The organism is Rhizobium sp. BK418 (genome assembly GCF_004341105.1).
Taxonomy (GTDB): domain Bacteria; phylum Pseudomonadota; class Alphaproteobacteria; order Rhizobiales; family Rhizobiaceae; genus Rhizobium.
In genome coordinates this window covers 584,397-609,821 of sequence record NZ_SLZK01000004.1, presented here as the reverse complement: position 1 = coordinate 609,821, position 25,425 = coordinate 584,397, and the positions used below count along the sequence as shown (strand labels likewise).

The following is a 25,425-nucleotide window of genomic DNA, read 5'->3' as shown; positions in this document are numbered from 1 at the left end:
TCAGGCGGGCACGACGTGCTGTTCGGGCTGACGGACGACGCGGCCGGTGCTGACCTCGGCAAGGGCCTGACGCAACGCCTCGACGACCCCGATGATGTCGAGCTCCGTCATCTGGGCATAAAGCGGCAGGATGACGGTTTGCTGCTGCGCTGAGATGCTTCGCGTCAGGCTGGTGGCAGCGCGATGGGAGCCCTGATCGGCATAGGCGCCTTCCAGATGGATGTTCATCACACCGCGTCGGGTCGATATCCCTTGATCGAGCAGGACCTGCATGACCGCCCGTTGGTCGATTTCGTCAGACAATCGCACACAAAAGCTTTGCCAATTGCTGCGAGCCCAGCGGGGTTCGGTCGGGATCGACAGACCGGGGATCGTGGACAGCCGCTCGCAATACTGTTCGGCAAATCGCCGCCGCTGCGAAATCAGTCCCGGCAGCCGCCGCAATTGCTCCCGTCCGACGGCAGCCTGAAGGTCGGTCATGCGGTAATTGTAGCCCAGCTCGTCGTAATCCTCGAAGATAACCTGCTTCGAACCGTGCCGGACGGTATCGGTGACGCTCATTCCATGCTGACGCCAAAGCCGGAATTTCCGGTCGTAATCGGGATTGGCCGTGGTCAACATGCCGCCATCACCGGTCGTGACAACCTTGCGGGGATGGAAGGAGAAGCAGGCAATGTCGCCATGCGGCTTGCCGATCTTTTCCCAACGCCCGTCCCATAGGATTTCGCTTCCCGTCGCGCAGGCCGCATCTTCGATAACCGGAATCGAATGACGCTTGGCGATCTCCACGATCGTGCGGAGGTCGCAAGGCATGCCAAGCTGATGCACGCACAGGATCGCCTTGGTGCGCGGCGTGATTGCCGTCTCGATCAGGCTAGGATCGATATTGTAACCATCCGGCTCGATATCGACGAAAACAGGCACTGCATTGCAGTATCGAACAGCGTTCGCGGTCGCGATAAACGAATGGCTGACCGTAATGACTTCGTCGCCGGCACTGACGCCGACCGCCATCAAGGCGAGATGAAGCGCCGTCGTGCAGTTGGAAACGGCGCAAGCGTGCTCGGCGCCAACGTAGGCCGCGAATTCCTTCTCAAAGGCCGCGACTTCCGGCCCCTGCGTCACCCATCCCGATAGTATGACGCGGCGCGCGGCCTCAGCCTCCTCCTCTCCGAGGACGGGCTTTGCGACGGGAATTGTAGATAGCAGCGGGCTCATGCGGCCTGGCCTCCTGCCGCAGCAGTCTTCGACTGCCACCATGCGACGAGGTCACGAAGCCCCTGCTCCATCGATATCTCCGCCTTGAAGCCCAGGAGCCTTTCGGCCTTGCTGATATCGGCAAGACGACGGGTGACACCGTTGACGGCGCGCGCCTCCTTGTGCTGCGGCTCAAGCGAGGATCCCATGATGTTGCTCAGCATCTGCGCGAGTTCCAGCAGGCTTATTTCCCTGCCGCTCGCGACATTGAACACCTCGTCCGTGACGTCGCTCTTCGCTGCCAGCATGTTTGCCCGGGCGATATCGCGTGCGTCGACGAAGTCCATCGTCTGGCTACCGTCTCCATAGATGAGGGGCGGCATTCCAGCCGCAAGGCGCTCCATCCAACGGATCAGCACTTCGGTATAGGCGCCATAAACATCCATGCGCGGCCCGTAGACGTTGAAATAACGCAGCGCTACGTAGCGCAAGCCATACATTTCCGCGAAGCTGCGCAACAGCCCCTCGTTGAACGTCTTGGCCGCACCATAGATCGTCCTGTTATTGTAGGGATGATGCTGCTCCGTCGTCGGAAAGCTCTCGGCGAGCCCCAGCACGGACGCCGAGGAGGCCGCGACAACCTTTGACACGCCTGCCTTGACGGCAGCTTCAAGGACATTGAACGTGCCTTCGGCCAGAACTTCGAAGGCAAGCCGGGGCTCTTCAGCACATTGCGTGATGCGGATAGCCGCTTGGTGAAAGACGATGTCGACGCCCTCGAAGGTCTTTGCCAGAAGCGCTCTGTCGCGGATATCGCCCTCAATGATGTTAACGGACCCGCTGGCTATTGCCGTGCTGAGATTGTCCCGGCGTCCGCGCACGAAATTGTCGAGGACGATGATCTCCCGCGGCTTTTCCAATGCGACGAGATCGGCGATATGCGACCCGATCAGGCCGGCTCCACCGGTAATGAGTACCCGCTTATTTCTCATGATCTTCCCTCACGCGATATATTCAGCACAGGATCGGCATCCGTGCGCCAGCGTATGAATTTCGCGGGCACGCCGGCGACGACTGAGAATGGCTCGACATCGGAGACGACGACGGCGCCTGCACCGACGATCGCCCCCTTCCCGATGCGCACGCCGGGAAGAATTGTGGCGTTGGTACCGATATCGGCCCAGGCGCCGATGTGGACCGGCTTGATTTCGAGATCCGTGCGAATGATAGGAACATCCACGGGCAATGCCGTGTGGGTCGAACCAAGTACCTTGGCGCCAGGCCCCCAGCCGACAGATTCCTCGATCACCAGGTTGCGCGCGTCGAAGTAGGCCATCGGCCCAATCCAGACATTATCACCGATTACGCAAGTGCCATCGTAACGGCCCTGGATATAGGCTTGAGCGCCGATGAATACCCCATTGCCGATTTCGAACGTTTCCGGATGCTTGAAACCGGCACCGCCTGCGACCTGCAATCCTGTACCGCAGCTTCGCGCAATCGCCTGCCAGATGGCTTTCCGCATCAGGCTGTCTACGACGCCGTCGCCAGCTGCAAAGCGGCCGTAGAGTTCGATCAGACCGGCCCGTCCATACGATTGCTTGAGCTCTTCGGCGAGCCCGGCCTGATAGGCGGGATCTGCCGGCTTCTGGCTGCGGCCGTGAACGGCCTGCACGACGCGCGCCTCGCCTCCACGACTAGCTGACATAGGCATACTCCAGCGCTGCGGCGACCTGATCGACGTGCTGTACGGGCATTTCGGGATAGATCGGCAAGGAGAGAACCTCGCGTGCGGCGGCCTCCGAGACAGGGAAGTCGCCGACTTGGTAACCAAGGTCGGCATGAGCCTTCTGCAGATGAACGGGGATCGGATAGTGCAAGCCCGACGGAATACCTTCCGCTGTGAGCATACGCTGAAGGCCGTCGCGATCGCGGCTTCTGATAGCGTAGACGTGATACACATGCCGGCGGTCGGCGACCTCGACAGGCGTCTTCAGGTGTGACGAACCCGCAAGCAGCGAGGAGTAGCGGCGGCCATGAGAGCGACGTGCTTCTGTCCAGGCTTCGAGGTGCCGCAGCTTGATGCGCAGGATCGCACCTTGAATCGCGTCCATGCGATAATTGAAGCCTTTCAGCAGATGATGATAGCGCTGCTCCTGACCCCAATCGCGCAGCATGCGCATCGTCTTGGCCTGATCGTCGCTGTTCGTGACGACAATCCCGCCCTCGCCGCAAGCGCCGAGATTCTTGCCCGGATAGAAGCTGAAGCAGCCAGAGACGCCGATGCTGCCGGCGCGCGCGCCTTTGTACCGCGCGCCATGTGCCTGGCAGGCATCCTCAATGACCGGGATTCGATGGTGGTCAGCGATTGCCATGATCCCATCCATATCGGCCATCTGGCCATAGAGATGGACAGGAATGATCGCCTTTGTTCGGGAAGTGATCTTCGCCTCGAGCTGAGCCGGATCCATTGTGAGCGTCACAGGCTCTACATCGACGAATACGGGTGTTGCGCCCGTGTAGCAGATCGCCGACACGGTCGCGACAAAGGTAAACGGCACGGTAATGACTTCATCTCCGGGGCCGACGCCCGCGGCAAGCAGGGACAGATGCAGAGCGCTCGTTCCGGTATTGACGGCGATCGCATGCTTGACGTTGCAATAGTCAGCGAATTCCTGCTCGAGACGGGCAACCTCTTCGCCCAGTATGTATTGCCCCGAGGCGAGGACGCCGAGAACCGCAGCGTCTATCTCGCTCTTGATCGATTGATATTGTGCCTTCAGGTCCAGGAACGGGATCATGCAATGCGCCTCGCCTCTTCGAGCTCAATGATACGGCCGCGCTGGGCGAGCGACCGGCTTGCTGCTTCAAGGACGCGAACGACACGCAGCCCGGCATGACCGTCCGTAATCGGCCGTGAATTTTGCTCGATGCACTCGACGAACTGATCCAGCTCGCGCTTCAATGCCTCGGTCATATCGAGCTTAGGCGCCCACATATCGCCGCTGCGGTAGCCGACCAGCATCTGATGCACCTTCTCGCCATAGGCATCAGAATTGGGGCACATAGTGATGCCCTTGTCATAGACCTTGATCTTTTCGCTTGGCTCCAGGTCGTCATAGACGATCATCTTATTGCTGCCGCCGATCAGCGTGCGGCGGACTTTGACAGGGGCCAGCCAATTGACGTGGATATGTGCGATGAGCTTGCTCTCGAAGAAGAGCGTTAGGTAGGCGATATTCTCCGGCTCACCGAGCACATGGCTCATGCCAGTCGCCGACACGGCCACCGGCCGTTCCTGCAGGACATGGTCGAGGATGGAGAGATCATGCACTGCGAGGTCCCAGATGACGCTGACATCATGCTGGAAGAGGCCCAGATTGACCCGAACGGAGTCGTAATAATACATGTCGCCCAGGCCGCTTTCGACCAGTTCGCGCATTTTGCGGACGGCTCCTGTGTGGACGAACGTATGGTCCACGGCCAGCACGAGCCGCCGGCGCGCAGCCTCTTCGACCATCCGCAAGGCTTCTTCCGTCGTCGATGCCATCGGTTTTTCGACAAAGACATGTTTTCCGGCCATCATGGCCTGCATTGCGAGCTTGAAATGGGTCGAGACGGGCGTCGCGATGGCGATCGCATCCACTCGCGGATCGCGCAGGACTTCCTCGAAATCATCGGTGATCGTGACTGCGGGATAACGGCCTCTAACGGCCGCCAACCGCTCGACATTGAGATCGCAGACTGAAATCAGCTGCGCGCCGGCCGCTTCCGAAATGTTACGAACCAGATTTGGGCCCCAATACCCATAGCCAACAACGGCGATACCGATCATCGCACTCCTCCCAACGCAATTATGTCAACTGGACCGTCATTGACGCGACCGATCACCCTTGCCGGAACGCCGGCAACAATCGCGCCATCGGGCACGTCCCTTGTTACAACCGCTCCGGCGCCGACCTGTGCGGCCTCTCCGATGGTCACGCCAGGCAGGATGGTAGCGTTGCTACCGATCGACGCGTGGCGCCTGACCAGTGTCGGGACGACAACCCAGTCGGCCTCCGTTTGCAGACTGCCATCCGGATTGGCGGCACGCGGATATATGTCGTTGGTAAACATGACCCCGTGGCCGATGAAAACGCCGTCTTCCAGCGTCACGCCTTCACAGAGGAAGGAATGGCTGGAGATCTTGCAGTCTTTGCCGACGACGACGTTTTTCTGGATTTCAACGAAGGTGCCGATGCGCGTTCGCGCGCCGATCGTGCAGCCGTAGAGATTCACAAGATCTCGATGATGGATGACGCTGCTGTCATCCAGCTTGACGTTCGATGCAATCATACGCATGCACCCCTACTCTTCAACAAATCCTGATTTATAGATGAAACCGGAAACCCACTGATTGCGCCAAAGATTTCATCTAGACAGGACAAATATTTCTTGCCCCTCAAAGAGAATTGTTTTCGTCTTCTGAGTAAAGAAACAAAACGTCTAAGCTTATTCACCTAAAGGCGTATCTACTTATGACGACGTACCCCAAAATTCATAGCCCACAATCAACATTGGTGGTGGAGCAAGCTCGAATTCGGCTCGAGCGTACGCCACGGGCCATATTGATTTCATGCGTTTAGCGACTCGATTGGTAACTGGGGGACAACGCAATTAACTACTCGGCGATTGGCCTAGTATCGCATAGGTCCATACCAAGAATTAGGACCAATTTACATCTTGCGATGGAACTAATGTTCGTCTTTAGCCTATATTAGCTAGTTTGAGATCGCTGAAACTGTGGTATTTAATTCCCACTTTAGTGCTTCCAAACCCTCATATCTGAAGGGCTTGAGTGTTCGGTTGTTGTTGGGGCGTAGTGAAAACTCGGCTGGGGAGGATGAAGCAGTGAATTCAGCGCTTATACCAAATCTAGACCTAAGGCAGGAAAATGTTACTCTGCCACTTAAGATAGAGAATAATTCGACGGCATCGATCTCGCCGTCAAAGCCAAAGCATTCTCTCGTGATCCTCGATAACCGTGAACTTGATCGGCAATGCCTTGCGCAGTGCATGGCCGCCCACAAGACGGATCTACATGTCCTGGCATTTGGAGAGATTGAAGAGTGGAAGCAGAGACGCGACGAATATCCGCCGCTTTCGGCAATTCTCTTGAACATTGGCGGAAAAAAAATCGATGAACCTGCCGTTTCAGGACAAATCAGAAGCCTTTCGTCGGAATTCGGGACGATACCGGTCATCGTGCTGGCCGATAGCGACGATTTCAACCAAATCGTCAAGGCACTCGAATATGGAGCCAAGGGCTACATACCTGCCTCAGTGAGCGTCAGCGTGTGCATGGAACTCATCGCGCTGTCCGTTGCGGGCGGCGTCTTTGTGCCTGCAAGCACACTATTCGCCATGCGTCACCTGCTGGAGTCCAGCAACTCGACCGCTCGACCGCTGGCCGGCATGTTCACGGACCGTCAGGCCGAAGTCGTAGAGGCGCTCCGCCGAGGAAAGGCGAACAAGATCATCGCCTATGAGCTCAATCTGCGAGAAAGCACCGTCAAAGTGCATGTTCGCAACATCATGAAAAAGGTCAAGGCGACGAACAGAACAGAGGTCGTATTCAAGATCAACGATCTCTTCGACAGTATTACTTCCCGCGAGACAAGCAGAGACAGGATCGACGCTGTCGGACGGACAACTGTTCCGTCACATCACTAGCACAGCCTTCCTTAAAATCGGCCTCGGTGGATGCAGAGAATTGCACCACCGAGCCCAACGTTTGCGCCTGAGCACCTGAGCTCGGATGTGATCCGTTCAGCTTGCCCAAGCCCCACCATGTTTACCGTCACTTCCGGCTCTGCCCCACACGCAGTTGCCCACCATAGTTTTCCGCTCAGGTCTTACAAAGTCTATCGCTCGGCATGAACTGGACACCCGGCTGCAGTCCCGGGGATTGGCGGTCTGCTAAAACTCGTCCTTCTCGATTATTCAGCGAAGGACACCCTTAAGCGGCGCCGGCACTCATGAAGCATGTCTGGAAAGTAGCGCCGTTCGGATCCTGCGCAGCGGGCTTCTCTGCGAACGGGGAACCAGACCCTTTGCAAGATGCCAAAAATATCGGAACTCAGGCATTGGCGGCACATTCGGCCGCAATTGGTTCAAGCGCAGTATGGTGATCAGGTCATCAACGCCCGAGTACAACCTCTGGCGCCAGCCGATACCAGGTCTGAAATGTCGAGATGCTGTACGTTCGCCCGATCCCCCATCTGCGGAGGGACCGTGACGAAGAGCGTTCGCAAGATTCGGCTGCTGACAGCGATCGAGAATATCGGCGAAATATCCAAGCCATTCGGGATCGCTTCGTATGGGAAGCTGGTGAATGCTTTTTCGGCTCGTGCCGGATCCTTCGGAGATAAGCCGATTCTCTTGCTGGCTTCCTTGAGCGAGGACGAAGCGCGCGCGCCTGAGTTCGTCGTGGGACAGAGACGGATAAAAGTCTTGCAACCTTCGCGCTTGCGCGAGCTGGCCTTTACAGGCCAATGCGAGGAGAAAATACGCCCATTCGACCGGATCCGGGTCAGCCGCCCCGTAGTCGATCATCGTCACCTTGACCAAGTTCAACAGAAGCTCGTAGGCGCGATCGGCATTACCCTCATAAAGGGCACAAAGAGCGAGACCGAACTTGGCTTCAGGAAGGTAGGATACATACTCCAAGCAGCGCGCGTAGCAGTCCTTGGCCTCCTCCACGTTGCCCTGCTCAAGGAGCAGATTGCCTTGCTTCAACAAAGCGCGGTCGCTTGCCATTGCGGCGACTTGGATGCTTGCTTGCTCAGAGACGCGTTCAACTTTTATGAGGTCGCCGAAAGGCCCGGACTGAATGATCTTTTCCCCGGATTGCAGGCCCCCATTCAGCATAAACCATTGATATATTTGCGGCCTGTGATTCAGAGTGTGGCGAGAATGGACCAGATTATAGCCCGCCGTCGAAATACGCTGGATCTCGCCAGGGTGGGCAAAGAGATATTCCAATCGTTCAATCACGTCGTGGTGGTCGGCAAAGACACAATTTTCCATGTCGGCAAAGCCAGCCGCCTGCAGTGCTGCCGTCCGTTCTGTCACGAGACAGGAATTCGCCGCCGGGATCTCAAAATGCTTTCGCACCACCTCGCCGGCCATGGTGCCGCATGCCGGTACGACGAGGCTCGCGTTGAGCGCGCGGGCATAGGCCTCTCCCGACAGCAGCTGGGAGGCAAGCTTGCTCTCATAACTATGTTGCGGCGAAACCAGGCAGGGATATCGATCGCGGATTATCGGAAAGACCTTCTGCCGCCAGGGGTAAAGGCCATTGACCTGGCCCGTGAGCGTGACCGGTATGACCTTGTGCTGGTGATAGTCTTGAAAGACTTCCGGATCGATGAAATTTGGCCAGACGAACAGGTTGTCCTTTAGTTCCGGCATATATTCCGGAGCCAAGGTCGCAATCGAGAAATATGTCTCGATGCCCCATTGCTCCATATCGGAAAGAAAGCCGCTGCGCCGATCGCACCATGGATCCGCGTTATGAAGGCCAAGCTTCGGAACGCCGACATAAGCATTGGTATTGGTGATGCTTATCCGTCTTGATCCGTGCGACCGATAGCCGCTCTCAAACAGCGTCAGATCCGGCTCGTATCTCTCACATATCTCTGCGTAGTCGCAGTCGTGATTGACGACGACGACATCAAAGTGTGTGCTGAGGCACTTGACCTGCTGCTGCATGTGCAGCAGCAGGTAACCGGCTGCTTTCGCATTGGGTTGATGATCCCATTGAAAGAAAACGAGCCTCGGTTTGCGATGATTGCCGATGCTATTCATGTTCCTATCGCGTCGCTTCCGAAACAGGAAGGCCGATCGCCGGAATAGGCAGATGCGTATAAGCCGTTTGCGCAGGCCTGACGCCAGGCATGTTCCGCGATCCCCCGGAGAGCTTCCACTCGAAATAGGCGATCGTTCTCTCAAGCCCCTCACGCAGGCTCACCGTCGGCTGCCAGCCCAGTTCTTGCTTTGCGCGGCTGATGTCAGGTTTACGCTGCGTCGGATCGTCGACCGGCAGAGGCTTAAAGACAATGCCTGACCTCGACCCCGTCATTTCTATGACCATTTCGGCCAGCTCCCGAACCTGGAACTCGCCTGGATTGCCGAGATTGATCGGTCCGGTAACCCCGGCCGGCGCGCCCATCAGGCGGATGAAGCCCTCGATCAGATCGTCCACATAGCAGAAGGAGCGCGTCTGCGTGCCATTCCCGAAGATGGTGATCGGCTCGTTTTGAAGCGCCTGAACGATGAAGTTGGAGACGACGCGGCCGTCATTGGTCTGCATGCGCGGCCCGTAGGTGTTGAAAATTCGCGCTACGCGAATTTCCACGCCATATTGGCGGTGGTAATCGAAGAACAGTGTTTCGGCGCACCGCTTGCCTTCGTCGTAGCAGGCACGGGGACCGATCGGATTGACGCTGCCTCGATACTCCTCGGGTTGAGGATGGACTGCCGGGTCGCCGTAAACCTCGCTCGTGGAAGCCTGGAAAATCTTCGCCTTGGTGCGTTTGGCAAGACCGAGCATGTTGATGGCCCCGTGCACATTGGTCTTGATCGTCTGAACGGGATCGAACTGATAATGGACTGGAGATGCCGGGCAGGCGAGGTTGTAGATCTCATCAACCTCTACATAAAGCGGGAAGGTAATGTCGTGGCGAAGGATCTCAAAGCGAGGATCATCAAGAAGATGCAACACGTTGTCGCGCGAACCGGTGTAATAATTGTCCACGCAGAGGACGTCATTGCCTTCTCGCAAAAGTCGCTCGCACAGGAACGATCCCAGGAATCCGGTGCCGCCCGTAACCATAATTCGCTTGTGTCCGTGCATTGAAATGCTCCGTTGTTGATGTTTGCCTCGCAGAGCGAGGGGTCAGGTCAGTAGGCTCCCCTGCGTTTGAAGACCGCAGGGATTGTGCTGAGAAGAATGTGCCAATCGAACCACAGGGACCGATTGTCGATATAGAACTCGTCGAGTTGCTGCTGCAGTTCGAGATCCGCGCTGCTGCGTTCGGATATCTGCCAGAGACCGGTCAGTCCCGGCGTTACAGAGCGGCGCTTGTTTCGAAACTCACTGTCCATCGCCAGGAGGTGATACTCCGGGAACGGCCGCGGTCCGACGAAGGCCATTTCCCCTGCAATGATGTTCACCAGCTGCGGGAGTTCGTCGAAACTCGTCGAGCGAAGCAGATGCCCGATCACAGGCAAGACGCGTGGATCCTCTTTGAGCTTGAAGTGCGTCAGCCACTCGACGCGCATAGCAGGGTTTTCCCGGAACAATGCCTCGAGGCGCTGTTCTGCATCTCTATACATCGTTCGCAGTTTCAGGACGTGCACGGGCTTGCCGGACAGACCCTCCCTCGTGTGCCTGAAGAAGACGGGCCCTGGATCGATGGCGTAGATCGCGGCTGCGGCAACCATAATGAAGGGTGCGATCACGATCGTTGCTGGGATGGCGATTGCGAGATCGATGACCCGACGGATCAGGTCCGAGCTTGCCGAGCTCCCGCTGGAGGCGACACGAATACCGATCTCTCCGCCGACATCGGCAGGTCGCAACCCGTTTATCTTGAGGTTCGGCGTATCGGACAGGAGAATGACTTCGGCGAACTTTTGGCGCATTGCCGCCAGATCGGCGATAAGCGAGCCTGTGTCACCGGCAATCAGGGCAATGGATGGTGCGCTGTCAGGTGATGTTTCCGACGCATCGGGGAAAAAGGGTTCTGGCCTTATGCCGTACTGCCAATGATCCTTGAAATGCGCCGTGAGCGTAGGGGTAAGATTGCGGCCGCCTATGATCACCGCCCGCTCCCCCCAAATTCCAAGTCTCCGGCACAGGCCTCGTGCGAGCCAATGCGTAACAGGCTGAACAATCAGCCCGAGGCCGAGGAAACCGATGACGGAAAGCAGCAGTCGCCCCCCTTCCGGCAGAAGAATTGCTCCGAGCGCCGCGAGGACAGCCACCTTGAAGGCGGCTATCGTGCGGCGCCGCAGGTGTTCGTGGTCATGAAGCCGATACCCGGGATAGAGGCCGGCCGATGCATAGAGAACGATCGTCGCCAATGCTGCGAGGGCGAAAGCACGTTCCAATATCGTGCCCGCCGAACCATCGGGAAGGATGGAAAGGAGAGCAAGATAGACAATCAGATAGGCCGCAACGTCGCCGGCAACCAAGAGTGACGATGTTGCAAGTCGAGGAAATCGGCGCCGGAGCGCAAGCGGCATATTCAGCTCTGACTTCCTCAGGGGATCGGCTGTCCTAACAACTGTTATGGGTGGAACAGAGCTTGCCGAAGCTGCCCGCGATGCCGCGTCATTTGTGGTGGCGACCTTCGACGGACCCGATGTCATTGCTGACGGCGCAAGTAAGGACATGGTGGTTTACTCCTCTACGGCCTTTGTCCTGACGCACCCGATCCAGAAACAGAGTCCTCGATCGGAAACGTCCGAAGCCCCAGCCTCTGAAAGACAGTCAGTGAGATGAAGGTCGGCACGACGAGCGCATAGCGCCGCCACAACCGTCGCGGCTCACATAGAAGGCGAAACGCCCATTCGAAGCCGCTTCTTTGAATGACCCTTGGAGCCTGGCGTTTGAGGCCGGCATGAAAGTCGAAGGCAGCGCCCACTCCGATGAGAACCGAAGCTTCCAGATGATCGCGCATGCGCGCCATCCAAAGCTCCTGTTTGGGACTGCTCAGTCCGACCCAAATGATATCCGCGCCTGACCGATTGATCCGGTCAGCAATATCCCTTTCCTCTTGCAGCGAGAGTTCTCGAAAAGGCGGCGCGTAGGAGTCGACTATCCGTGCTTCCGGGAATTTTGCGATAAGCCGAGCCTGCAGCTGATCCAGCGTCTCGGCCGTCGCGCCATAAAGGAAGTGACGCAAGCCCTTGGATCTACCGGCTTCGAAAACAGCCAACATTAGATCCGGTCCGTAGACCCTGTCGCTTTCCACATGGCCAGCGCGCTTCAGCGCCCATACCAACGGCATACCGTCGGGGGTTACGAGGAATGCACGATTGTGTATGGACCGAAGCTCCGAGTCTTTCTGACACCGCACGACACCGTGCGCGTCGCGAACGCAGACATATTCTTTCCTGCCGTCTTCAATCGCCTTTTCAATCAGTCCGGTCGCGCTTTTGAGATTGACTGCCGAAACTCGAACACCAAGGACATTCGTCCACTCCAGGGTCCCCTTTGGATAAAGGTCTGGAGTTTGGTTTCTGTCTGCTGGTGAATTTCTCATGACCTACGCTTTACCTACGGCTTTTGCCAACTGAACGGTTGACAGAATATGCTGGCAAGGCGCCTGCCTCTAGACTTTCACATCCAGCTATTGGGCGTAGAAACACTTCACATTTCTGCGTCGCGCATAGAAATGCATTACAATATTGGAAGTAAGAACGTATCCGCCGGGTATGCCCCATTGATCTTTTGGATAAGCGTTACCCCGAAAAGGGCTGTTTTGACCCTCACTGGGCCACAGCAGACAGTTCTTTTAGCGCGACAAAAGCTGGGGAGGTTTGAGCCCGGCGATAAAGCCTAAAGAGAGGCAATGGCGAGTTCAGCAGGCGAATTGCCGGTACCTACCGGAGAGCCTCCAGAGGTGCCTGGTACTGCCAACCAACTGCAGAAGGATTTGAGCTCTGATGGCTATACCGTCATCAGGGATGTCCTGACGCCCGAGCAGGTGGAAGGATTGCGGCGGGTTGCCAAACAGTATCTGAGATCTGGTGGCTGTTATCCCTATGGCGGAAAATTCCAGCTTCATGCGATGTATGTCGTAGAGGAGGTCGCTAAGCTTTTAACTTCGAGCACGATCCTCGATCGCCGCAAGGAAATTACGCAACCGCTCGATGTGGTTCTTACAGGTGAATGCGATCTCATGATCAACACGACATCGTCATCGCATAATGACGTCCCTCACCATCCTCGCTGTGCTGATGGAAGTATTTTCTCGGACAAGAGTTTCAGGGTCTATAAGATCGCGTTTTACCTGCAGGACCAGGGCGAAAATTCGCGCGCGACATTGAAGGTTCGACCCGATCCCATCTCAAGGGCCTGACCCAAAGCTTGCCGGCGAAGAGTCTTGGCGCACGCGAGCGATGCTATCATTTTCGACGTGCGTATCGAACATGCCAGCAAATGCCGACACCTGTTGACAGGAGCCTGCTCAAACTATGTGAGCGGGCCGGACCGTGGTTTCGCCTGGATGTTCAGCGCGCTTTCACTTCAGCGCGATCAATCATTCGATGGTTCAGCAGAATGCCTGAGACCTATTCCTATGCCGAAGAAGGCCGCCATCGCCATCCCGACGTTCGGGGCACGCTCAGCGCAAACGTATTGATGCAGCTCGCAGTCAACAACATTGTCCCGCCCATTATCGGGGCCTCCGTATTGCATTGAACCGCCGGCTGCGGTTTTCGCTGAGCAGGAAAGAGCGCATCGTCGCCGTTACCGCATGCCGCGCGCACCCCAGGTCATGCGGCTCCATTACCGGTCATCTCGGCGCTATCAATCATTGGGACGAGTGAAAACACTGTCCTTGTCCGCACCAGCTCTCTGTAGATCGACCAGGCTGCCAAACGCACCCCACCGCATGATCGGCGGATCGATCCGAAAGCTCTTGTTGTTCAGATTGCCGCTGTAGCGGTTGCGCGCGAACTGCACGGATTCAGTCCCGTGGTTAGGCGCGTAGATGAAGGCTGCGACCCCGTTGCTGCTATCGATCGAGATGATATTGTCCTCTATCCGGTTTGGGGCGGCCCACGGTGGATGCCATCCCCAACCAGTGCCATCGTCCACGCGGAAGGCCGCACCCGAGCCGTTTGAGATGGTGTTTCCTGTCACCAGGTTATTCCAGCCGCCGTTGATGCCGATCGCACAGACGTTGCCGGAAAGAGTGTTTCCTTCGATGCGCACACCGCTCGCCTTGCCATCAGTATAAATCGCCCAGCTGATCGGAGACGGCCATTCATTGATATTTTCGTATCCCCGAGGCCAGAAAGTGCCATCGGCCCTGTTCATGAGATGCCCTGTCCCGGTGACGAGATTGTAGCGGATGATGCTATTTAGGAGGTCGGCCTGCTCTCCCATCATCTTGATGGCGCCACCATCGGCCGTCTGCTGATTGGCATTACGCACGATATTGTGTTCGATGATCGCGTCGTGGACTGCGTCCTGGCTGCCCCAAAGGGAGCCGCCGGCGATCCCGAATTGTGCGGTATTTTCGATCAGGTTGTTGGCGATCCGGATACCGTCGCCTGCCTGGAACCATATGCCCGCCGTCTCGAAGTAGACCTTTCCGATGTCATGTATATGGTTCGACAGAATTCTGACACCGTTCGATTTACCGAAACTGCCATAGGTGGTGCCGACATAGATGCCGTTGCCGGCGATATCTCCGATCACATTGCCGGCAATCAGAACGTCGCTGCTCTCAGTTACATGGATGCCGACGCCGACATTTTCGACGAGATTGCCGAGCAGCCTGACACCGTTGGCGTGTTCAAGTCGTATAGCGCCGAACCCTCTGGTGTCGGTATAGAATTTACCGCTGCCTTCGGGCGCTCCATCACGAAACTGGAGTCCTGATACGACCATGTCATCGGCACCCTCCAGCCGAAAGAATGTCGGCAGCACACCGGCCACAGCGGTCGAATTAGGCGAGAACCCCTCGGCAGGGATATAGTCGAGCTGGCCTGCTGCAACATTGTAGCGCCATTCCCCAGGTGCATCGAGAAAGGCCGCTCCTGTCAGGAAATAGCGGCTGCCTTCTGCGGTGAAGAAATAGCTGGTGCCCTTGGTTTGAACGGTCCGCGTTGCAGCGTCGATCGAAACGACCGGCAATGTATCGCTGCCCCATTGGCTTCCAGGCTTGAAACCACCGACGATGTTGACGACGAGCCCTGATGCGCCTTCGAGCGTCGGGATGTCGCCGGCATGATAGCAAAAGCGCGTATTGCCTTCCCATTGGTCAATCGCCGGCTTGCATTTGGCGGCAAACAGCCATCCCTTGCGAGGATCTCCATCGGAAGGAGCGTTCGGAAAGCGGGCCAGGGTCTGGCGAACCCCGTTGACGAAGAGATCGCCGACGGCTTCGCCCGGCGGCAAGCGCAGTGGCGCCGTCCAGCGTCCGGCAGCCTGTAACACCCAGTTATTCACAAGCCGACCGCCGTGCAAGATGGGTGTCTGGTCGCATCTCGCCGTGATAACCAGGCCCTTGTCTCTGGTATCGAAGACAATGGGGCGGGCGAGATAGTAATCTCCACCCTCCATGGCGATCGTGCTCTGGGCGCCCGCCGCCCGCGCAACGTCGCGCGCCCGCTCGATGCTAGCGAAGGGACCGTCTGTACCTTCCTTATTTGGCTCGGGATGACGACCGCTCCAAGTGTCGTTGCCGACGGGCGACACATAGAATATCGCGCGTCCCGCGGCCGTGCCGGTCCCCCCATCGCCACCGAGAATCCCCTTGAGTTCGTCCGATAATGCGCCTGGCGCGGCCTCGGCGCAGGTCGCTGCCTGGATTGTCTTATGCATGATGTCGGGCGCAACCGCGTCCGAACTCACCGGCGCCGAATTGCCCAAACGCGGAGAGAGCGCTGTAAGCAGTACGCAACAGGACAGCGTGAAACAAGGTCTCATGGGATTGATGGATCCGGCCTTGTGATGGGCATTCGCCATCCTTGGTCGACCTCAGCTGAAACGGCGGGCACATATAGCGAGAACATGATGATAGCTGTGCTGAACAGAATGAAAATGGCGTCATTCTGGACTAGAAAAATGCTCTCGGTCAGGTTCATCACCAGGACCATCACGGTGAAGACATTGAGCCAGAGCCAGCCATATTGCGGATTACGGCACTGAAGAATCGCGCCCTGGTGGACTGCGCGCAAAAGCAGCAGGACAAAGAAGGTCGTGCCGATGATGCCGAAACTGAGCATCGCATCGCGGTAGCCATTATGGGCGTGAGGCGCCATCCACAGAACTTCGGACCAGATGGACCATGCTCCAGGGTTAGCTTCCGTCCAAAACGCCTGATAGCCGAAGCCGAACATCAGGTGGCTGGCAATCTGGCGGTCGACCAGCTCCCACAACGGAACGCGGCCCGTCAAGGTAGCGTCCTTGCCGAGCGCTTCGAGGAACGGAACCAGGAACTCGTGAAGCGAGATAAGAAGGCCCGCCGCTAGCTGAACGAACAGCAGCACGAGGACGATGCGGCCGATGCCGCTGCTTCTCTGCAGGGCCGAATAGAATCCGATCAGGCCGAATGCCGAGGCGGTCGCGATTGTCGCGGTCATCGATCCCGAAGCAACAAGACAAATCCCGCTCGCGGCCAGCAGGATAAAAGCGGTCCGCCGCAAGCCGAGAGTCCCGTCGATCAGCACGACGGTCGCCGCCAGGATCATGATGCACGAATACCAGCCGAGGCTGTTCTTGTTGATGAAGATGCCTCGCATCTCGCTGTCCATGGGCATACGGGCAAGATGAGGCGCCACCGCGAACATCGCCAGGCTCAGTACGATACACGTTCCCAAAGTCGCAAAGACGAGCAAAAGCAGCTGTCTCGGCGTAAAGCGCATTGCCAGCACGTAGGCAAGAAGCATGGTAAACAAAAGGCCGACGGCGCGCCGCAGACTCAAGGATGGACTGATTGACCATAAGATGGACAAAAACGGCAGCATGAGCATCAGGGGGAGCAGTAGATTGCGCCTCAACGCCATGAGGAACAGCGGTAAATTTTTTGTCAGGATCAGTACTGTAAATGCATATACGGGCAGACTAACGAGGCGCAGCAGCGACTTGGAGTGATCGCTCAACGCTCCATCCGGATCTGACAGTAAAAGCGGAAAAAGCGCGCCTGTCTGCAGGAACAAGCATGTACCGGCGCCCCAGCATTCTATGCTTCGCCAACTGATGGTCGGCCCGCTTGTCATTCTAAGACCGTATATGCTCATTGTCGGTCCTGGCCGAGCTGATCAAAGGAGCGGCTGCAGTCTGGAAAGGCGTGCATCTCCTTTCACAGCTACGCTGCTACACTCAAGAACAACCATCCAAATATCCGCGCAGTCAACGCACGCAAATGACGGCGCGGCTACGTCGAATGCCGGCACCCACCTCCAAAGGACGTGCTTGCGATTAAGCGGGCGACTGGAACCTACCCCAAAAGATGAGCCCTAAGCCTACGGGATTGCCCATAAGAGCAGATGTTACCCATGTCCATTCGCCGGTAGCTTGCAAAGGTGCAGACAGCAAAGCACGCCACGTCGCGCGCCGCGAGCTTTTGACGAATTGAGCGGTTCCGACGACAGGCTGCAGTCCGCAAGCGATGCTTAGAAGGTTGGGATTGCTATGGTTTCGCGTTATGATCCTGGTTCGGCATGCTCCACGACGAGAGCTTCACCGGTCGCGGCGGCGTCAACGCCTGCCTCACCGTCCCTACCCCGAAAGCAGATCGGGGGCTTAGACGCATCTGATATAGCCATCCGCGAGGCCTCAGGTACTGGAGGCAACGGCGGGGCTGGCCTTCCACACAATATCAGGACCATGCTGCTGCACCGCCTTGCCGTGCTGCAAGCCGCTTGAGGGCGTCATGGAGCAGTCCGGCATCAGCGTTCTCATCAACAATTACAACTATGGTCGTTTCGTCGGACGGGCGATTGACAGTGTCCTGAGTCAGGATGTGCCCAACGTCGAAATCATCATCGTCGATGACGGATCGAGCGACGAATCGCGTTCCGTACTGGAAGCCTATGACGATAGGGTGAAGCTACTCTTCCAGGAAAATTCGGGACAGGCAGCCGCGATCAATGCTGCGGTAAAGCTCAGCAGCGGCGGTATCCTGTGTTTTCTGGACGCAGACGATTGGTGGGCTCCGGGCAAATTGTCGGCGATCCGCGCTGCCTTCCAGTCGGATTCTGCGGTATCGCTTGTCTATCACCGACTTCAGCCGGTTGCGATCGATGGCTCGCCAACTCTCAAGCCGATCCCCCGGACGCTCTGTTCTGGAGACCTCTCGGCGCGACTGACCAGATCGGCCGGCTGGTGGCCCTTCCCGTTGACGTCAGCCATCTCCGTTCGGCGCAGCGCGTGGGATGCTGCAGGGCCTATCCCGGACCAGTTCCGCATTTCGGCCGATGCGTGGCTCACGGGGATATATCCGTTTCTCGGAGATGTTGCTTCCTTGCCGGATGCACTCGGATTCTACCGGATCCACAACAACAACTGGTATCGGCCGGTCGACGATGCCGCGATGCTGCGACGGCGAATGGCCCATTGGCAGCGCACCGTCGAAGCGACGAACAGGTTTCTTGCAATTCACGAGATACCGGCACGGTTGAGCCTGACGGATCATTACCCCTACTGGGTGGCGTCGACGGGATTGGTCGGTGCTGATATGCCTACTCGCGTCAAGCTTGCCTTCGAAGGGCTGTTTTTCGCCGGCGAGCCAAACCTGCTCAGACGCACACGCGACGCATTCCGTTCAGCCCGTGATCTCCCTCGGTTCGGCCGGGACATCGGCTTATCGGAGGCAGCGAAATGAAGGCGCTGCTGCTTGTTTCCGAACTGGAAGATTATACGATCGCCTTCGCCAGCGGCGTCGCACGGCACCTTGATGTCGTCCTCGGCGTTCCGCGCCGACGCTACGCGCATCTGGCGTGCTGGTTCGATCCGGCAATCGATTTGCACCTGCTGGACTGGCCGCGGCACCGTTCGCTCGCCAATCCCTGGTTCCTGCATCAGCTGACCCGGCTCATCCGGCACGAAAAGCCGAGTATTATTCATCTTCTCAGCAATAGCACTCTCTGGCTGAACTTTGCCGCTCCGTTCTGGCGGCCGATCCCGCTCATAACGACGGTCCATGATGTCGATGTACATCCGGGAGATTCCGATACCCGCACCCTGCCCGGCTGGGCGCCGGAATTGATGGCAAGGCAGTCCGGACACCTCGTCGTCCACGGTGAAGCGCTGAAGCGGATGGCGCTCGATCGATATTCGAAATCTCCTGACTGCGTCCATGTCCTGTCGCACCCCGCCATTCAGCGTTACGCAAAACTCGCCCGGCAGCAGAATCTGGCGCGACGCCAAGCCGACGGCACTCTGCGCGTCCTACTCTTCGGACGGATCTTTGCTTACAAGGGCCTGGAGCATCTGATCCGCGCCGAAGCAATGCTCAAGGATGCGCTTCCGAACCTGCGCATTACGGTCGCAGGGCGCGGCGACAATCCCTGGCTGTTCAAGCCACTGATGGGGGACGCGGATCGCTATGATATCCGTAACCGCTATATCGAAGATGCTGAAGTTGCGCAGCTTTTCCTCGATGCGGATATCGTTGTGCTTCCCTATACCGAAGCCTCTCAAAGCGGGGTGCTCAATCTCGCCGCGGCCTTCGGCAAACCAGTCATCGTGACTGACGTCGGTGAGTTACGCACGACAGTTCAGCCGAATGGGCTCGGAATGGTGGTCTCGCCCGGAGATGCGGAAGACCTTGCAAAAGCCATCCGCACATTGGCCGAGAACAGTGAACTCAGAAATAATCTCGGCGCAAACGCGCTTGCCTGGGCCACAGGACCGAACTCACCCGAACAGGTTGGAGCCCAAGCAGCGGCCGTCTATCGCGAGGTCGTTCGATCATGCTGATGAAGACGTCGGCGGAAAGTGCTCAAATGGCAAGTGTACGCCACTATGTCCCGGGCGGCTGCGAGAATGGCGGCGGAATCGGCAGGCTGGTCGGCTATATAACCAGCAGTGCAAGGCAAGCCGGCGCAACGCACTTCGTCACCGACACCAGAGGGCCTCGGTGGTCCGCGGCAACGTCGACCCTGCGTCTGCTGGGCGCCATCCTGACGATGGCTAGGGATCGGGTCGTTGCTCCTACACGTATTCACCATATCCATGTCGCGGGTCGAGGCAGCACGTCACGAAAGCTGATCCTGACGGAGGCCGCCCGTATGCTGGGCTGCTCTCACATATTGCACTTGCATGACTATGATTACGCCAGCGATTTTGCTGCCCGTTCTCCACGCCAACAAGCGCTCATCCGTCGAATGTTTCAAAATGCCGACTGCGTGGTGGCGCTTGGCGAGCGCGATCGCGTGACGCTGACGACCCTCCTCGGCGTAGACGGTCACCGCGTCATCGTTGTCCACAATTGTGTCCCGGATCCCGGCGCACGGCGCAAGCTTCCCGCTGATCAGACGCCACTCATCGTCTTTCTCGGCCGTTTGAGCGAACGCAAGGGCGTGCCGGAGCTGTTGCTGGCGCTCAACCATCCGACAATGAGGAAATTACGATGGCGAGCCGTGCTGGCAGGGGATGGACCGGTTGAAGAATACCGCCGCCAAGCCGCCGCGATGGGGCTGTCCGATCTGGTGGAGATGCCAGGTTGGCTTGGGGCCGACAAGATCAAGAACTTGTGCGCCCGCGCCGACATTCTCGTCCTGCCCTCACATGCCGAAGGCCTGGCTATGGCCGTCATTGAAGGACTAGCCCATGGTCTTGCCGTCGTCACCACGCGGGTTGGAGCGCATGAAGAGGTCATCTCCGACGGCAAAACCGGCGTCTTCGTCCCTGTCGGGGACCAGGATGCACTGGCTGCGGCCCTGGCGGAACTGGTTACGAACCCTGAAATGCGTGCCCAACTCTCCATCAAGGGCCGCGCCCACTACCTCAACCACTTCAGTATGATGGCGTACATGAGGTCGATCGGAAAACTTTACGAGGCCATCTCCACGCAACCTCAGGCAAGGGTTAGCGCATCATGACAATCTCAACTTTCCCGCCAGATCGGAATGTTCCCATCAGAACGATGCACTACGAACCCCAGTTTCAGGCAGAGACGAGATCGGATGATTTCGATTTGGCATCCGGTTTGCGGCTGCTCCGCCGCCGGATGATGATGATTGCATGCCTGGTGGTGCTGATGATGGCCGTTGCTACCATTGTGATCCTGGGGATGCAGCCGAGCTATCATGCCGAGTCCCGGCTTATGATTCACGCGCCGCTGGCAAAGTCGGTGAGCAGCGACGATAGCGGCAATGATCCCTTGAACGTGGCATCGGAAGCGGAGCGGCTGCGGTCCAGGAGCGTGGCCGAACGCGTCATTCGCGATCTGCGGCTCGACGAGCGGCCGGAATTCAATCCGGAACTGCGTCAACCGTCTCTGACCGCCGAGATCAAGGCAAGTCTGCGGCAGTTGATTGACAGCGATAAACCGTCCGGGCCGCCGCAAGACAAGCTCGAGCCGGTTATCGAAGAATATTACAAGGCGCTCCAGGTGGTCCGAGACGGCCCCGGTGGTGTTATCCGAATCGGATTCGATACGTACGATCCCGAATTGGCGGCTGCAGTGCCCAATCGTCTGATCGATATTTACCTGGAAGAGCGCGAAGAGAGCGCTCGTAATCGTCTGGACGCCGCAGGAGGGTGGCTTCGACAGCGTATAGCGGAGCAGCAGGCTCGCACCGATGCGGCGCGCAATGCCGCCGACGAATATCAAAAGGCCACGGGTATCGTTCCAAATGACGACGCTCAGAGCGAACAGATCAAATCCATCATGGAACTGAGCGACCGGCAGGCAAAAATCGAACAGGACCGCGTCGATATAAAAGCAATCATCACCACCCTGGAGGCGGCCGACGACGCCTCGCTTGCCACGCAGAATGACTCCATTCCCGACAGTATCAGCGCAATGGAACGCGACCTTCGGGCACAGCAGCAGGATCTCGAACGTCTTCTCGACATATATGGCAGCGACGCCCAGCCGGTTGTCGATCTGCGTGCAAAGATTGACAAATCGCGGGCCGATCTCGGCACTGCCGTCGATCGCTATGTTCAATCGCTGCGCGCCAAGCTTGCTGCGCTTGATCGTGAAGACAGCACAGTCCGCTCCGCCCTGACGACCGCCTACAATCTGCGGTCTCGTTCCACTCTCGATAAAATCGAGCTGGCGCGGCTGGAGCGCGTCGCCGACAGGGAACAGACGGCCCTGGACAAGCTGGAGGAACAGCGCCGGGTATTTGCGGCGCAAGCCATGCTGCCCGGCGCGGAAGTTGAAGTTCTGTCGCCGGCTGCGGTGCCACTGGCGCCACAAGGACGGGGCCGGCTTTTCTATCTGATCGGCGCTCTCGTGGCTTCGGCCTCGATCGCCGTGACGGTCGCTTTTGCAGTCGAGATGATGGACAAGTCTGTCCGCAGCTTCGACCAGCTCGCCGGGATGGGACGCTTCGTACCTGCCGGTTTCATACCGCGCCTGAAACGGGCAACCAGGCGAAATCCTTCGGTCCTCTTTGGGCACATTCAGGGCGGGATGTTCGACGAAGCAATTCGTACCGTCATGATTTCACTCAAACAAACCAATGGCGGGAAGCTCCCGGCCAGCATTGTCGTCACGTCCGCCCATAGCGGCGAGGGCAAATCGCTTGTCGCCGGATCTCTGGCCATCGAACTCGCAGCCAACGGAACCCCTGTGCTGCTCATTGATTGCGACCTTCGGCGCGGAAAACTCGACTCGCTTTTCAAGTCGGGACTCAAGCGCGGACTGAACGATTTCATGAGCGGACATGCTGAAGTCGACGACATCATCTATCATCACCCAAGTGGTATCGACTTCATCCCCGCCGGCAACCCCAGCCACCTTCGGCACACCCGTCTGGCCGATCTAGCGGAGCTCATCGAAATGGCCCGGGCAAATGGCCAGGTTGTGATCTTCGACAGTGCGCCCGTGCTTGCCTCCACCGATACGGTGCATTTGACCGCAATTGCAGAGAGGACGCTCATGGTTGTCAGATGGGCAAAAACCAGCCGCCGCGCCGTCGATTTTTGCCTTCAACAACTGAGGGCTTCTTCACGAAGCCCGGACATTTCCGTCGCGATAAACGGGGTGAAGCCGAGAAAGCACGCCCTTTATACGTTCGGTGATTCCGAGTTGTTCGCGAGATCGTTGATGAAATACTACAAAACGACGGTTTAAACCCTGGAATAAACGACAGATGGCCAAGGAAATTCATCGGCGTTCGCGCCTTTCCTACACCACCAGCATCCAAAGATAGCGTTAGTATTCGAGTTGGAGAGCGACCATGGATACCGGAATGAGAAATAACAGGAAAGTTGCGCTGATTACCGGTGTGACCGGACAGGACGGTGCATACCTAGCTGAACTGCTCCTGGAAAAGGGTTATACTGTTCACGGCATCAAGCGGCGCTCATCGTCCTTCAATACTAATCGCATCGAGCACCTCTACGAGGATCCTCATGTCGAGAACCCTCGCTTCATTTTGCATTACGGGGATATGACCGATTCAACGAATCTTATCCGGGTCGTCCAGGAAACACAGCCCGACGAGATTTATAATCTCGCCGCCCAGAGCCATGTCCAAGTTTCATTCGAGACGCCGGAATATACTGCAAACGCGGATGGAACCGGCACCCTCCGGTTGCTCGAAGCAATTCGCCTTCTCGGCCTGACCAAGAAGACACGCTTCTATCAGGCATCCACGTCCGAACTCTACGGCAAGGTTCAGGAAGTCCCCCAGAGCGAAACGACGCCCTTCTATCCGCGATCTCCTTATGCGGCCGCCAAGCTTTACGCCTATTGGATCGTGGTCAATTATCGCGAGGCATATGGTATGCACGCCTCGAACGGTATCCTGTTCAACCATGAAAGCCCGATCCGCGGCGAAACATTCGTGACGCGTAAGATCACCCGGGCGGCAGCCGCAATCCATCTTGGCCTGCAGGACCGGCTCTATCTTGGAAATCTGGATGCCAAGCGCGACTGGGGGCATGCACGAGAATATGTCCGCGGCATGTGGCTGATGCTGCAGCAGGACGTACCGGAAGACTACGTTCTTGCGACGGGAGAAACCCACTCGGTTCGCTCCTTTGTCGAGAAGGCCTTTACAAGGGTGGGCATGCCAATCGAGTGGCGCGGCGAAGGTGTCGAGGAAAGAGGGTATGACAAGATATCCGGCCGGTGCGTAGTAGAGATCGACCCGGCCTACTTCCGCCCGACAGAAGTCGATCTTCTACTTGGCGATCCGACAAAGGCGCATACGAAGCTCGGCTGGAAACATGAGACCACTCTTGATCAACTGGTTTCGGAGATGGTTCGCGAGGACCTGAAAGTCATGGCACGGAATGTTCCGTCTGTCGGTGCGAACAAAGGTTTGGTCCATGCCTGAGGTGATCTACAGCCTCGCCGGAAAAAAGGTCTATGTCGCGGGCCACCGCGGCATGGTGGGGTCCGCGATCGTACGGCGTCTCGCTTCCGAGGGCTGCAAGATCTTAACGGCCACGCGCGCTGAGGTCGACCTGACACGGCAAGAGCAGGTGGAGGCCTGGATGGACAAGAACCGCCCCGACGCCATCTTTCTCGCCGCGGCCAAAGTTGGCGGCATTCTCGCCAACGATACTTATCCTGCCGACTTTCTCTACGAGAACCTGATCCTTGAGGCTAACGTCATTCATGCGGCGCATAGTGTTCGTGTCGAAAAGCTGATGTTCCTGGGGTCGTCCTGTATCTATCCGAAATTCGCCGATCAGCCGATCGTTGAGGAATCGCTTCTGAGCGGATCACTCGAGCCCACCAATGAATGGTATGCGATCGCAAAAATTGCCGGACTGAAGCTCTGCGCTGCCTATCGAAAACAGCATGGCGACAATTTCATCTCGGCCATGCCGACCAATCTTTATGGACCAGGCGATAATTTCGACCTCGAGTCAAGTCATGTCATGCCGGCGCTGATCCGTAAGGCGCACGAGGCCAAGATCAGCGACCAAAAGGAAATACGCATCTGGGGCACAGGAACGCCACGGCGCGAGTTCCTGCATGTCGATGATTGCGCCGACGCCTGCGTCTATCTCATGAAAACCTATTCCGACGAAAGTCACGTGAATGTCGGCTCCGGCGAAGACCTTACCATTCTCGAATTAGCTAGGCTTGTTGCGGAGATCGTTGGTTTCGAAGGCGACATCATATGCGATCCCAGCAAACCGGATGGCACGCCACGGAAGCTTATGAGCGCCGACAGATTGCGCAATCTTGGCTGGGCACCAGCGATAGGACTGAAAGAGGGTATCGCGGACGCCTACCGCTCTTTTTTGAATGGCCATTATCTTGAACGCAGCAACGTCGCCGCAGAGTAACGGCAGGCGACGCC

At 57.6% G+C, this 25,425-nt stretch carries 21 protein-coding genes; 9 read left to right on the top strand and 12 right to left on the bottom strand.

Going from position 1 to position 25,425, the window contains the following annotated elements:
- The 6 genes from EV281_RS19670 to EV281_RS19645 are packed head-to-tail and all read right to left on the bottom strand — an operon-like array spanning window position 1 to window position 5,535.
- On the bottom strand, window positions 1–1,218 hold the full coding sequence (locus EV281_RS19670; RefSeq protein ID WP_132655345.1) for a DegT/DnrJ/EryC1/StrS family aminotransferase: 1,218 nt from the start codon (window positions 1,216–1,218) through the stop codon (window positions 1–3).
- Window positions 1,215–2,189, bottom strand: a complete 975-nt coding sequence (locus EV281_RS19665) for an NAD-dependent epimerase/dehydratase family protein (protein ID WP_132655343.1) — start codon at window positions 2,187–2,189, stop codon at window positions 1,215–1,217. The genes EV281_RS19670 and EV281_RS19665 overlap by 4 nt, the downstream gene beginning before the upstream one ends.
- On the bottom strand, window positions 2,186–2,905 hold the full coding sequence (locus EV281_RS19660; protein ID WP_132655341.1) for an acyltransferase: 720 nt from the start codon (window positions 2,903–2,905) through the stop codon (window positions 2,186–2,188). The genes EV281_RS19665 and EV281_RS19660 overlap by 4 nt, the downstream gene beginning before the upstream one ends.
- On the bottom strand, window positions 2,895–3,998 hold the full coding sequence (locus EV281_RS19655; RefSeq protein WP_132655339.1) for a DegT/DnrJ/EryC1/StrS family aminotransferase: 1,104 nt from the start codon (window positions 3,996–3,998) through the stop codon (window positions 2,895–2,897). Before EV281_RS19655 ends, EV281_RS19660 begins: the two co-directional genes overlap by 11 nt.
- Window positions 3,995–5,032, bottom strand: a complete 1,038-nt coding sequence (locus EV281_RS19650) for a Gfo/Idh/MocA family oxidoreductase (protein WP_132655337.1) — start codon at window positions 5,030–5,032, stop codon at window positions 3,995–3,997. Before EV281_RS19650 ends, EV281_RS19655 begins: the two co-directional genes overlap by 4 nt.
- Window positions 5,029–5,535 carry an acyltransferase gene (locus EV281_RS19645; protein ID WP_132655460.1) on the bottom strand — a complete coding sequence of 169 codons (507 nt, stop codon included), beginning with the start codon at window positions 5,533–5,535 and terminating at the stop codon, window positions 5,029–5,031. Before EV281_RS19645 ends, EV281_RS19650 begins: the two co-directional genes overlap by 4 nt.
- Before the next feature lie 555 nt (window positions 5,536–6,090).
- Between EV281_RS19645 and EV281_RS19640 the strand changes: the two genes are divergently transcribed.
- Complete coding sequence (locus EV281_RS19640; protein ID WP_132655458.1) at window positions 6,091–6,912, top strand: response regulator transcription factor; 822 nt, start codon at window positions 6,091–6,093, stop codon at window positions 6,910–6,912.
- Between the two features lie 303 nt (window positions 6,913–7,215).
- Here EV281_RS19640 and EV281_RS19635 read toward each other — a convergent pair whose 3' ends face one another.
- The 4 genes from EV281_RS19635 to EV281_RS19620 are packed head-to-tail and all read right to left on the bottom strand — an operon-like array spanning window position 7,216 to window position 12,512.
- On the bottom strand, window positions 7,216–9,048 hold the full coding sequence (locus tag EV281_RS19635) for a glycosyltransferase (protein ID WP_132655335.1): 1,833 nt from the start codon (window positions 9,046–9,048) through the stop codon (window positions 7,216–7,218).
- A gap of 4 nt (window positions 9,049–9,052) precedes the next feature.
- Window positions 9,053–10,096, bottom strand: a complete 1,044-nt coding sequence (locus tag EV281_RS19630; protein WP_132655333.1) for a UDP-glucuronic acid decarboxylase family protein — start codon at window positions 10,094–10,096, stop codon at window positions 9,053–9,055.
- Window positions 10,097–10,143: 47 nt separating this feature from the next.
- Window positions 10,144–11,640 (bottom strand): sugar transferase, encoded by a 1,497-nt coding sequence (locus EV281_RS19625; RefSeq protein ID WP_132655331.1) that lies wholly within the window; start codon window positions 11,638–11,640, stop codon window positions 10,144–10,146.
- 14 nt (window positions 11,641–11,654) lie between these two features.
- Complete coding sequence (locus EV281_RS19620; protein WP_132655329.1) at window positions 11,655–12,512, bottom strand: WecB/TagA/CpsF family glycosyltransferase; 858 nt, start codon at window positions 12,510–12,512, stop codon at window positions 11,655–11,657.
- Between the two features lie 309 nt (window positions 12,513–12,821).
- Between EV281_RS19620 and EV281_RS31730 the strand changes: the two genes are divergently transcribed.
- Together EV281_RS31730 and EV281_RS31725 are read left to right on the top strand one after the other, a co-directional pair.
- Window positions 12,822–13,331 (top strand): hypothetical protein, encoded by a 510-nt coding sequence (locus EV281_RS31730; RefSeq protein ID WP_245508314.1) that lies wholly within the window; start codon window positions 12,822–12,824, stop codon window positions 13,329–13,331.
- 200 nt (window positions 13,332–13,531) lie between these two features.
- Window positions 13,532–13,672: a hypothetical protein gene (locus EV281_RS31725; protein ID WP_245508313.1), complete on the top strand. Its 141-nt coding sequence runs from the start codon at window positions 13,532–13,534 to the stop codon at window positions 13,670–13,672.
- A 108-nt stretch (window positions 13,673–13,780) separates the two neighbouring features.
- Here the strand turns inward: EV281_RS31725 and EV281_RS19610 are convergent, their stop codons facing one another.
- Together EV281_RS19610 and EV281_RS19605 are read right to left on the bottom strand one after the other, a co-directional pair.
- Window positions 13,781–15,910 carry a right-handed parallel beta-helix repeat-containing protein gene (locus tag EV281_RS19610; RefSeq protein ID WP_132655327.1) on the bottom strand — a complete coding sequence of 710 codons (2,130 nt, stop codon included), beginning with the start codon at window positions 15,908–15,910 and terminating at the stop codon, window positions 13,781–13,783.
- Complete coding sequence (locus EV281_RS19605) at window positions 15,907–17,223, bottom strand: O-antigen ligase family protein (RefSeq protein WP_132655325.1); 1,317 nt, start codon at window positions 17,221–17,223, stop codon at window positions 15,907–15,909. Before EV281_RS19605 ends, EV281_RS19610 begins: the two co-directional genes overlap by 4 nt.
- A 635-nt stretch (window positions 17,224–17,858) precedes the next feature.
- Here EV281_RS19605 and EV281_RS19600 point away from each other — a divergent pair.
- The 6 genes from EV281_RS19600 (at window position 17,859) to EV281_RS19575 (ending at window position 25,411) form a co-directional block, all read left to right on the top strand.
- The gene (locus EV281_RS19600) at window positions 17,859–18,809 is read left to right on the top strand and encodes a glycosyltransferase (RefSeq protein WP_132655323.1); all 951 of its coding nucleotides are present in this window, start codon (window positions 17,859–17,861) and stop codon (window positions 18,807–18,809) included.
- Window positions 18,806–19,906, top strand: a complete 1,101-nt coding sequence (locus EV281_RS19595) for a glycosyltransferase family 4 protein (RefSeq protein ID WP_132655321.1) — start codon at window positions 18,806–18,808, stop codon at window positions 19,904–19,906. Before EV281_RS19600 ends, EV281_RS19595 begins: the two co-directional genes overlap by 4 nt.
- The gene (locus EV281_RS19590) at window positions 19,900–21,030 is read left to right on the top strand and encodes a glycosyltransferase family 4 protein (RefSeq protein ID WP_132655319.1); all 1,131 of its coding nucleotides are present in this window, start codon (window positions 19,900–19,902) and stop codon (window positions 21,028–21,030) included. The genes EV281_RS19595 and EV281_RS19590 overlap by 7 nt, the downstream gene beginning before the upstream one ends.
- The gene (locus EV281_RS19585) at window positions 21,027–23,237 is read left to right on the top strand and encodes a polysaccharide biosynthesis tyrosine autokinase (RefSeq protein ID WP_132655317.1); all 2,211 of its coding nucleotides are present in this window, start codon (window positions 21,027–21,029) and stop codon (window positions 23,235–23,237) included. The genes EV281_RS19590 and EV281_RS19585 overlap by 4 nt, the downstream gene beginning before the upstream one ends.
- Window positions 23,238–23,343: 106 nt before the next feature.
- Window positions 23,344–24,447 (top strand): GDP-mannose 4,6-dehydratase, encoded by a 1,104-nt coding sequence (gene gmd, locus EV281_RS19580; protein ID WP_132655315.1) that lies wholly within the window; start codon window positions 23,344–23,346, stop codon window positions 24,445–24,447.
- Window positions 24,440–25,411 carry a GDP-L-fucose synthase gene (locus tag EV281_RS19575; protein WP_132655313.1) on the top strand — a complete coding sequence of 324 codons (972 nt, stop codon included), beginning with the start codon at window positions 24,440–24,442 and terminating at the stop codon, window positions 25,409–25,411. The genes gmd and EV281_RS19575 overlap by 8 nt, the downstream gene beginning before the upstream one ends.
- Window positions 25,412–25,425 lie beyond the last annotated feature (14 nt).

What these genes read in the sequence shown, in the direction of transcription:
- EV281_RS19655 (WP_132655339.1), bottom strand. Translation starts at nt 3,998, where the DNA reads ATGATCCCGTTCCTGGACCTGAAGGCACAATATCAATCGATCAAGAGC.
- EV281_RS31730 (WP_245508314.1), top strand. Translation starts at nt 12,822, where the DNA reads ATGGCGAGTTCAGCAGGCGAATTGCCGGTACCTACCGGAGAGCCTCCA.
- EV281_RS19585 (WP_132655317.1), top strand. Translation starts at nt 21,027, where the DNA reads ATGACAATCTCAACTTTCCCGCCAGATCGGAATGTTCCCATCAGAACG.
- EV281_RS19630 (WP_132655333.1), bottom strand. Translation starts at nt 10,096, where the DNA reads ATGCACGGACACAAGCGAATTATGGTTACGGGCGGCACCGGATTCCTG.
- EV281_RS19620 (WP_132655329.1), bottom strand. Translation starts at nt 12,512, where the DNA reads ATGAGAAATTCACCAGCAGACAGAAACCAAACTCCAGACCTTTATCCA.
- EV281_RS19670 (WP_132655345.1), bottom strand. Translation starts at nt 1,218, where the DNA reads ATGAGCCCGCTGCTATCTACAATTCCCGTCGCAAAGCCCGTCCTCGGA.
- EV281_RS19660 (WP_132655341.1), bottom strand. Translation starts at nt 2,905, where the DNA reads ATGTCAGCTAGTCGTGGAGGCGAGGCGCGCGTCGTGCAGGCCGTTCAC.
- EV281_RS19625 (WP_132655331.1), bottom strand. Translation starts at nt 11,640, where the DNA reads ATGTCCTTACTTGCGCCGTCAGCAATGACATCGGGTCCGTCGAAGGTC.
- EV281_RS19605 (WP_132655325.1), bottom strand. Translation starts at nt 17,223, where the DNA reads ATGAGCATATACGGTCTTAGAATGACAAGCGGGCCGACCATCAGTTGG.
- EV281_RS19590 (WP_132655319.1), top strand. Translation starts at nt 19,900, where the DNA reads ATGCTGATGAAGACGTCGGCGGAAAGTGCTCAAATGGCAAGTGTACGC.
- EV281_RS19600 (WP_132655323.1), top strand. Translation starts at nt 17,859, where the DNA reads ATGGAGCAGTCCGGCATCAGCGTTCTCATCAACAATTACAACTATGGT.
- EV281_RS31725 (WP_245508313.1), top strand. Translation starts at nt 13,532, where the DNA reads ATGCCTGAGACCTATTCCTATGCCGAAGAAGGCCGCCATCGCCATCCC.
- EV281_RS19595 (WP_132655321.1), top strand. Translation starts at nt 18,806, where the DNA reads ATGAAGGCGCTGCTGCTTGTTTCCGAACTGGAAGATTATACGATCGCC.
- EV281_RS19645 (WP_132655460.1), bottom strand. Translation starts at nt 5,535, where the DNA reads ATGATTGCATCGAACGTCAAGCTGGATGACAGCAGCGTCATCCATCAT.
- EV281_RS19575 (WP_132655313.1), top strand. Translation starts at nt 24,440, where the DNA reads ATGCCTGAGGTGATCTACAGCCTCGCCGGAAAAAAGGTCTATGTCGCG.
- EV281_RS19635 (WP_132655335.1), bottom strand. Translation starts at nt 9,048, where the DNA reads ATGAATAGCATCGGCAATCATCGCAAACCGAGGCTCGTTTTCTTTCAA.
- EV281_RS19665 (WP_132655343.1), bottom strand. Translation starts at nt 2,189, where the DNA reads ATGAGAAATAAGCGGGTACTCATTACCGGTGGAGCCGGCCTGATCGGG.
- gmd (WP_132655315.1), top strand. Translation starts at nt 23,344, where the DNA reads ATGGATACCGGAATGAGAAATAACAGGAAAGTTGCGCTGATTACCGGT.
- EV281_RS19650 (WP_132655337.1), bottom strand. Translation starts at nt 5,032, where the DNA reads ATGATCGGTATCGCCGTTGTTGGCTATGGGTATTGGGGCCCAAATCTG.
- EV281_RS19610 (WP_132655327.1), bottom strand. Translation starts at nt 15,910, where the DNA reads ATGAGACCTTGTTTCACGCTGTCCTGTTGCGTACTGCTTACAGCGCTC.